Here is an 8,413-nt window from a genome sequence, read left to right as displayed (position 1 = left end):
CATCGACAGATGGACGCTGTGTCGCAATAATTAAATGAATGCCCGCCGCACGAGCCATCTGAGCTAATCGTGTAATAGCATCTTCTACCTCAGAAGAAGCGACCATCATTAAATCCGCCAACTCATCGACAATAACAACAATATAAGGAAGCAATGGCTGTTTATCATCTTCTTCAATATTAAAATGATTAACATATTCATTATAGCCTTCAATATTACGGGTTCCAGTATGTGAAAAGAGCTCATATCGGCGCTCCATTTCACTAACCACTTTTTGCAAAGCTTGAGCTGCTTTTTTAGGATTGGTTACCACAGGAGCCAGTAAATGCGGAATTCCATTATAGACATTCAATTCAACCATTTTGGGGTCAATCATCATCATCTTGACTTCGTGAGGTTTAGCCCGCATTAAAATACTTGTGATAATTCCATTAATACAGACAGATTTCCCGCTACCCGTTGCACCTGCTACCAGAAGATGGGGCATTCTATTTAATTCAGCCTTGACTGCCTCACCAGAAATATTTCGTCCTAGTCCAATCTGCAGCTTCGAATCAGGCTTATCTACGTCCTTTGCCTCTAAAACTTCTCTCAAAGAAACAATGGCTACTTCAGCGTTTGGCACTTCAATACCAATGGCTGACTTACCAGGGATGGGTGCTTCAATCCGGATATCTTTTGCAGCTAAAGCTAGTGCTAAGTCATCTGAGAGACTAACAATTTTAGACACTTTTACACCGACATCGGGATGAACTTCATACTTGGTAACCGCAGGACCTAAATGTACTTGGGTCACTCTTGCTTTGACACCAAAACTAGTGAAGGTTCTTTCTAATTTCGCTGCGTTTTCATGAATTAATTGATATTCACCGCTTTGATCTGCTTTTTTCGGTTCAGTAAGTAAGGTTAAGGGTGGAAGGCTGTATTCTTTATTTTCTACTTCAGTAAACGTTATATTTGGCGGTGAATCATCTTCTTCCAGTTCTTTGCCTTGTTCAGTCGACTTTTGGACACTAGAAACGGGTTCCTCAGGTACCTGGACGCCTCCGTAGGCTGTATCAGCAAAATTAGAAATAAGCCGTTCAGCTGCTACCTCCGCAGACTCCTGCTCAGGTTCCTCTTCGCGTACGGGTTTTCGTTTTTCAGGTTTTTGCTCTTCTTTTGGTTTAGCACGCTCTTTTTTCTTTTTTCCTTTTTATCTTGATTCCATGTCTTCATGTCATCTATAAAAGCCTGCCATTGTTCAGACATAAACCTGGTCACTGTCCCAAACACTTTCCCCAGTGTATCGCCAAGAGATTTCCCTGTCAGCAAAATAATTCCGATTAAGATAAAGATCAAGACACATATTCGAGAACCAGCTTGATCAAATAAAAAATAAGAAGCTGCAAAAAGAATTGCCCCAAACATTCCTCCGCCTAAATCGCTGGTACTCGCGGCTCCTCTTACTTCCATCCAAAATAATTCCCAAGTATTGCTGATGACACTCGGTTTTTCAAATGGTCCTCCTCCTGCTAAATTCTCAAATAATTTCACGTGACTGAGAAGCAGGATACTTGCCGTAAGAAAATAAATACCGATTAGCTGGCGTTTTAAGAATACGGGTATGGATCGTTTAATCATTAAATAAAAACCGCTGACCATAACACCTAAAAGGAGTAAGATGTACCATTCACCCATAAAGAAACGAACAAATAACACACTGCTTTTTCCTACAGCTCCTAAATTTGCAATCGCAATTGCCGCTAACGCAATTAATACGAGACCCATTACTTCAAATTTCATCGTACTTTTTAGAGTATCCGTACGTTTTGTTTTTTTACGTTTGTTTTTCGCCAATTTAATCACCTTACTTTTCCTAATTATCTTCTCCTCTATCAGTTTAAAACGGTATATGTATGTAATTTATCGTATAGAAAGAAGAAAGCAGCCAGATGGCTGCTGATATTCAATAGTAGTCCCAGTATATCATAATTTCACCAGTTTCGCCGTGTTATTCTAGTTTTCAAAATGAATTACTGGCAGAAAAACACCTGGTTGTACAGACTGATTCATGTAATCAGCAGGATCTGTACTTAAAATGCGATCCACTCTAAACGCACGCCCTCCTTGATAGTTCACCTGAAGGGGAACACCTTGGTATTGAACTTCAAAAACCTGTGATAACGAAGGGGGTGCTTCTGCAAAGACTTGTTCCTCTGGTACAATCGTATAAATGGTCACTGTATAAGTCCTCCTTCCGGCAGTTCACTATTTTTTTCATTAATTCATCAAGTTTTCGCATCGCTTGCCCCACACCGCCAACCGCGTGCATTAATTTATTATCAACGGCTTCCTGACCGATAATGTTTGTTATTACCGGAGTTATTAAAGCGAACATACCCTCCCGTATTGCCTTTAGTGTGTCTTCCATGACTGATTCACGAACCATACTAGATATGGGGGGAGCAGAGAAACTTCTTGGTCAAGGCGATATGCTATTCTTGCCGGCAGGAGCTTCCAAACCCATCCGTGTGCAAGGGGCATTTCTTTCAGATCATGAAGTAGAAGAAGTAGTCGAATATGTAATATCCCAGCAAAAAGCTCAATACAATGAAGAAATGATACCTGATGAAATTGTAGAAACAACAGGAGAAGTCGAAGATGATCTGTATGAGGATGCGGTTTCTTTAATTATGGAAATGCAGACTGCATCAGTATCGATGCTTCAGAGACGGTTCAGAATAGGCTATACGAGAGCGGCAAGGTTAATTGATGAGATGGAAGCGAGAGGAATTGTCGGGCCTTACGAAGGTAGTAAGCCAAGACACGTCTTAGTATCTAGAGATCCAAATAGTGAAGCAAATTTATCATAGAATGAAAACTCCCCCCTGTTTTTAGGGGGAGTTCAGTTAGTAGACAAAAGAGGTATGGAATGATTTCATTCCGTACCTTTTTTGGTATTTTGAACACATTTCATGGATGTTTTCCTGCTTATCGAGGCAGATCATGGCTCCATAGGCATACTGTTATATTATAGTTCTTTATTGACATAGTATCCGCTTTTTAGATCACTTGTGCCCTCCTGAATTTGTTCTAGGATAGCCTTTTCAATCGCTAGATTTTACATCCAGATTAACTTTAGAAAGACGGTTGATTGGAGTGTTGGTGTGAAGACTCCTGCGGGAATAGCGGGACAGGTGAGACCCCGCAGGAGCGTAAGCATTGATGCGGCTCACTGCCCGCCCGCGGAAAGCGAAGCGCCTTTCACTGCAATCAACAGCCCCATTTTAAAAACTAAAAAAAGAAGACTGTAGACAAACTTGATTTTCACCCGAGTTTGTCTACAGTCTGAACTCCCCCCTCGTTTTTAGGGGGAGTTTTCATTGTTACAGTTCTTCTTCTTTTAAATGTTCTCTGCAAAATTGAGCGACCATAGCTAGCTCGTCATCTTCTAAATCGAAATCTAATATTTGTTCAGTTTCACGCTCTAAAAGGTCATATTTTACAATTTCAGAAGTGGTGTTGTCTACGAGATAAAGAACACGTATGTACAATCCTTTTTCACTTGCAAGTTCATCATCCTCAGGGACCTCAATATCAAGGAACAGTTCATAACGTTCCCCAGTTAGGATATCAAATGGGTCATTTAATTTTTCCACACTATAACCAGTTATGGTCAACATGTAATCATCCTTTCAAAAAAAACATTTCGTTTTATTATACAACAAAAGTATAAGCCGCATCCAAGTATAAGATATCTTTGGCAGGTTAGACCGCAAAAAATTACGAAATGCTGAATAATTCCATGCGCAAAGCAACCAATGTTAAGCTAAAAACACGCTGGTATTACCAATATATGCCTAATGTCATATGTATAAATATACAGGTAGGAGGATGTTCATATGTCTCGAAAAGCAGGGGTAGGATAATGTTCCTAAAATGATTTTTTTGTGAATTCGCAAAACGCTATTTATTTTGAATCAAATTAATGATATAGTATGTTCGATTAGTAGGAATTGATAATACATCAGAGGTCTGATGTCTTAAGAACTTAGTTGGGGGAAGCTGCATGTCTATTAAGTCAGATACCAGGCACTTATATTTACAGGTTATCGATCATTTGAAGCTTGATATTGAAAAGGGTGTTTATAAAGAGAAAGAAAAACTACCCTCTGAATTTGAGCTTGCAAAGAAGCTGGGTGTAAGCCGAGCTACCCTGCGAGAGGCCCTGAGAATTCTTGAAGAAGATAACGTAATTGTTCGCAGGCATGGGGTTGGTACTTTCGTGAATACCAAACCGATGGTCTCTTCAGGAATAGAACAACTAAACAGTGTTACTGACATGATTGAACAAGCAGGTATGAAGCCTGGCACTATTTTCTTAAGCTCTTCAACCCAAGAACCAACGGATGACGATACTCGCCGATTTAAGAGTAATTTGGATAGTGGAATGGTTTTAGTCGAGCGTGTCAGGACAGCGAATGGGAAGCCGGTTGTTTATTGTGTGGACAAGATCCCCTCCAATATTCTGTCGGAAAGTTCTATTCAGGGTGATGAATCGCTGCTGGATATCTTAGAAAAAGAGGCTGGCAGAAGAATCAGCTACGCTGTAGCTAATATTGAGCCAATGGGCTACCATGAAAAGGTTTCGCCTATTTTGGAATGTGAACCTGAAGCATCGTTGCTTGTCTTAAAACAAATGCATTATGACAGCTCGGATGAACCAATTCTTTATTCGGTTAATTACTTTAAAGCGGATATGTTTAGTTTTCATGTCCTTCGTAAGCGTATCTAATTAATTTTTATCGGGATATGTAAACGGAAACAAGATTTCCTTTTCAGAAAATTCCTATTTAATCAACCATAACCTTAGGGGGTAAACATTTTGAAAAAACGTAAATTAGGCTTAGCGTTGTCCGTCGTGCTTGCTGCTGGTACATTACTTGGTGCTTGTGGGAACAAAGAAGAGGATACAAAAGGAAAATCAGGAGATGGCGAGAAAGACAACTTTAAAGTAGCTATGGTAACAGATATTGGCGGTATTGATGATAAATCCTTTAACCAATCTTCATGGGAAGGCTTACAAGCCTTTGGTAAAGAAAATGGCCTTAAAGAAGGTCCCGATGGATTTACTTATCTACAGTCTAAATCTGATGCTGATTATACAACCAATCTTCAAAAATTAGCTCGTCAAGATTTTAATCTTGTTTTTGGAATTGGGTATGCACTTGCAGAATCATTAACAGAAGTAGCTGACAGCAAAAAAGATACGAATTTTGCTATCGTTGACTCTGTAGTAGAAAAAGATAATGTAGCTAGTGTTAACTTTAAAGAAGATCAAGGATCATTCCTTGTAGGTGTTATCGCAGGCTTATCTACTAAATCAAATAAAATTGGTTTTGTGGGTGGAGTAGATGGAGAACTTATCAATAAATTTGAAGCTGGATTCATTGCCGGTGTTAAAACAGTAAATAAAACAGCCGATGTAAACGTACAGTATGCTGCAAGTTTTGGCGATGCTGCTAAAGGGCAAGCAATTGCAAACAGTATGTATGGTTCAGGAATCGATATCATCTACCACGCTGCCGGCGGAACAGGTAATGGTGTATTCTCTGCAGCAAAAGAATTGAAGAAAAAAGATCCAGAAAGCAATGTTTGGGTAATCGGTGTTGACCGTGACCAAGTAGAAGAAGGTAAAGTGACTGTAGATGGAAAAGATTATAATGTAACATTAACTTCAATGGTAAAACGTGTAGATGTTGCTGTTCAAGATTTATCTAAACAAGCTCTTGAAGGGAAATTCCCAGGCGGTAAAATCATTCAGTACGGTATCGAAGAAAATGCGATTATGGTCTCAGATTCAAAAGACAATGTTTCTTCAGAAGCATTGAAAGCAGTTGACGAATATACAGCAAAAATTAAATCCGGTGATCAAAAAGTTCCAAGCACACGTGCAGAGCTTAAAGAAATGGGATTTTAATAGACTGATATGGGAAAAGGAGGGCGTTTTTGCCCTCTGTTCCATACCTTACTGAAAAACTGAATGAAAGACTATAACAGTTTATAGTTTTTCCTTTGTTTTTTTAGGGCAAACCGTTTGGTCTTTAGATAGACTCATATTCTTGTAGGGGTTGATTATAAGTGGAACATATTATTGAGATGCTCAATATCCGTAAGGAATTCCCTGGAATTGTTGCGAATGACAATATTACTCTGCAGTTGAAAAAAGGAGAGATTCATGCTCTATTAGGGGAAAATGGAGCAGGGAAATCTACTCTGATGAACGTTTTGTTTGGATTGTATCAACCTGAGGAAGGCGAAATTCGTGTAAATGGAGAACCTGTTAAGATTACTAATCCTAACATTGCCAATGATCTTGGTATTGGAATGGTTCATCAGCATTTTATGCTTGTCGATCCTTTTACGGTCACCGAAAATATTATTCTCGGAAAAGAACCAACCAAAGCTGGAAAGATTAATTTGAAAAAAGCAAAAAAAGAGGTTAGAGAGTTATCAGAGCAATATCATTTACATGTTGATCCAGATGCGAAAATTGCCGATATATCTGTAGGTATGCAGCAACGTGTCGAAATTTTAAAAACATTATATCGAGGAGCAGAAATTCTAATATTTGACGAGCCGACTGCTGTACTTACGCCTCAGGAAATTAAAGAATTGATTTCTATTATGAAGGCACTTGTGAAAGAAGGCAAATCGATTATCCTCATTACTCATAAGCTTAAGGAAATTATGGAGGTTTGTGATCGAGTCACCATCATTCGTAAAGGAAAGGGAATTGGGACTGTAAACGTCAATGAAACGAATCCCGAAGAACTTGCTAGTTTAATGGTTGGTAGAGAGGTAGTTTTCAAAACAGTCAAAAAAGAAGCCAGCCCCACGGATGTTGTCTTAGCAATAGAAGAGTTAAAGGTAAAAGATTCTAGAGGAATTGAAGCGGTTAAAAACTTATCACTTACGGTTCGATCCGGTGAAATTGTCGGGATTGCAGGTGTAGATGGCAATGGACAGTCCGAACTAATTGAAGCGATTACAGGCTTGAAAAAAGTTACCAATGGAAAGATTATGCTGAAAAATAAGGAAATTCAGAATTTAAAACCAAGAAAAATAACGGAATCCGGTATCGCACATATTCCTCAAGATCGTCATAAGCATGGCTTGGTCCTTGATTATACGATTGGAGAAAATATGGTGTTACAAACCTATTATCAAGAACCTATCTCAAAAATGGGAATTTTAAATGATAAGAATGTGTATGACAAAGCAAGAAAGTTAATAAAAGAATTTGATGTCCGTACCCCAGATGAGTATACTCCGGCGAGAGCACTGTCCGGTGGTAATCAACAAAAAGCGATTATTGGCCGGGAAGTGGACCGGAACCCTGATTTACTTATTGCTGCGCAGCCTACCCGAGGCCTAGACGTAGGAGCGATTGAATTTATTCATCAACGTCTTATTGAGCAGCGTGACCATGGGAAAGCGGTCTTGCTGATTTCGTTTGAATTAGATGAAATTATGAATATCAGCGATCGTATTGCTGTTATTTATGAAGGCGAAATTGTGGCTATTGTTAACCCTAAAGAAACTACTGAACAAGAACTAGGGCTGCTTATGGCAGGAAGTAAGCGTAAAGAAGCGGGGGATACAGCAAATGTTTAACAAACTAAAAATGATAAGCATCCCAGTGCTCTCGGTCGTTTTAGGATTTATAGCTGGTGCAATAATTATGTTGGTAAGCGGATACGACCCTGCAGCAGGTTACTCGGCTATGGTAACGGGTATCGTAGGTGACTCGTTTAATTTAGGGGAATCAGTCAGACAAATTATCCCCTATATTCTTGCAGGGCTTGCTGTCGCATTTGCTTTTAGAACCGGTCTTTTCAACATTGGTGTTGAGGGACAGTTAATCGTAGGGTGGCTGGCATCTGTGTGGGTGGGAATTACATTTGATCTTCCTGCGATCATTCATTTACCATTGGCGGTCCTTGCCGGCGGTCTTGCTGGTGCTTTGTGGGCATTCATCCCTGGGATTTTAAAAGCAAAATTCCGCGTACATGAAGTTATCGTTTCAATTATGCTCAACTATACTGCCCTTCATGTAACGAACTATATTATTAACAATGTTTTAACAGATAAAATGGATAAAACAGGCGTGATTAAAGACACAGCTAGTCTCCGTTCCCCTTTCTTTGAAAGCATTACAGATGGATCACGGATGCACTGGGGTATTTTCGTAGCGATCATTTGTGTCTTTATCATGTATTTTATCCTTGAAAAAACAACCACAGGTTTTGAATTAAAGGCAGTAGGGTTTAACCAGCATGCATCTGAATACTCAGGTATGAGTGTGAATAAGAATATTGTTCTTTCAATGGTTATTTCCGGTTCATTTGCAGGTCTTGCAGGTGCAATG

The 8,413-nt window shown here is 39.4% G+C and carries 6 protein-coding genes and 2 pseudogenes; 5 read left to right on the top strand and 3 right to left on the bottom strand.

What is annotated here, in order from left to right; genetic code table 11:
- Nucleotides 1-1,839: pseudogene (locus WYK_RS08465) on the bottom strand (DNA translocase FtsK); the annotation flags it as partial.
- Between the two features lie 159 nt (nt 1,840-1,998).
- Entirely contained in the window at nt 1,999-2,223 is a 225-nt protein-coding gene (locus WYK_RS08460) for a YlzJ-like family protein (protein ID WP_040374092.1), read from the bottom strand.
- Nucleotides 2,224-2,339: 116 nt separating this feature from the next.
- Here WYK_RS08460 and WYK_RS08455 point away from each other — a divergent pair.
- A pseudogene (locus WYK_RS08455) lies at nt 2,340-2,855 on the top strand (DNA translocase FtsK); the annotation flags it as partial.
- Nucleotides 2,856-3,368: 513 nt separating this feature from the next.
- Here WYK_RS08455 and WYK_RS08450 read toward each other — a convergent pair.
- Nucleotides 3,369-3,665: a DUF6509 family protein gene (locus WYK_RS08450; RefSeq protein ID WP_040374090.1), complete on the bottom strand. Its 297-nt coding sequence runs from the start codon at nt 3,663-3,665 to the stop codon at nt 3,369-3,371.
- A 386-nt stretch (nt 3,666-4,051) separates the two neighbouring features.
- Here WYK_RS08450 and WYK_RS08445 point away from each other — a divergent pair, with 386 nt between their 5' ends.
- From WYK_RS08445 to WYK_RS08430, 4 genes are all read left to right on the top strand, one after another.
- Entirely contained in the window at nt 4,052-4,777 is a 726-nt protein-coding gene (locus WYK_RS08445) for a GntR family transcriptional regulator (RefSeq protein ID WP_040374089.1), read from the top strand.
- Nucleotides 4,778-4,867: 90 nt separating this feature from the next.
- Entirely contained in the window at nt 4,868-5,962 is a 1,095-nt protein-coding gene (locus WYK_RS08440; RefSeq protein ID WP_040374088.1) for a BMP family lipoprotein, read from the top strand.
- Nucleotides 5,963-6,123: 161 nt separating this feature from the next.
- Nucleotides 6,124-7,659, top strand: a complete 1,536-nt coding sequence (locus tag WYK_RS08435) for an ABC transporter ATP-binding protein (protein WP_040374087.1) — start codon at nt 6,124-6,126, stop codon at nt 7,657-7,659.
- Nucleotides 7,652-8,413, top strand: a 762-nt coding sequence (locus WYK_RS08430; protein ID WP_040374086.1) for an ABC transporter permease, incomplete at its 3' end; no start/stop codon positions are given. The genes WYK_RS08435 and WYK_RS08430, both read left to right, overlap by 8 nt.

Origin of the sequence: Peribacillus psychrosaccharolyticus ATCC 23296 (assembly GCF_000305495.1) — a bacterium.
Classification (GTDB): Bacteria; Bacillota; Bacilli; order Bacillales; family DSM-1321; genus Peribacillus; species Peribacillus psychrosaccharolyticus.
Note: the sequence above shows the minus strand (reverse complement) of the source record. Positions and strands in the feature narration are given on the sequence as shown.